The organism is Streptomyces sp. SID3212 (assembly GCF_009865405.1).
GTDB lineage: Bacteria > Actinomycetota > Actinomycetes > Streptomycetales > Streptomycetaceae > Streptomyces.
The window spans coordinates 1-292 of record NZ_WWJY01000129.1; the positions used below are offsets into that span (position 1 = coordinate 1).

Sequence of the window (292 nt, forward strand, 5' to 3'; positions counted from 1 at the left end):
CTCAGCCGCAACGGGAAGATCGACCGGGCCCGGCTCCCGGCCCCAGCCGTCCTCCCGGCCCGGCAGGACGACGGCCCGGCCCCCGTCGCCGGGACGCCCACCGAGCGGCTGGTGGCCGGGGTGTGGGCCCGCGTCCTGACCCTCGACCGGGTCGCCGTCCACGACAACTTCTTCGACCTGGGCGGCAATTCGGTACGGATGCTTAGCGTCCTGTCCGCCCTGCGCGAGCGGCCGGAACTGGGCGACATCAGCCTGGTCGACCTGTTCCGCCACCCCACCGTTGTCACCCTCG

Annotated in this window: 1 protein-coding gene; it reads left to right on the forward strand. The window is 73.6% G+C overall.

The genetic code is table 11. The features are described 5' to 3' along the window. Positions 1-292, forward strand: a 292-nt coding sequence (locus tag GT042_RS03690) for a phosphopantetheine-binding protein (RefSeq protein ID WP_202532309.1), incomplete at both ends; no start/stop codon positions are given.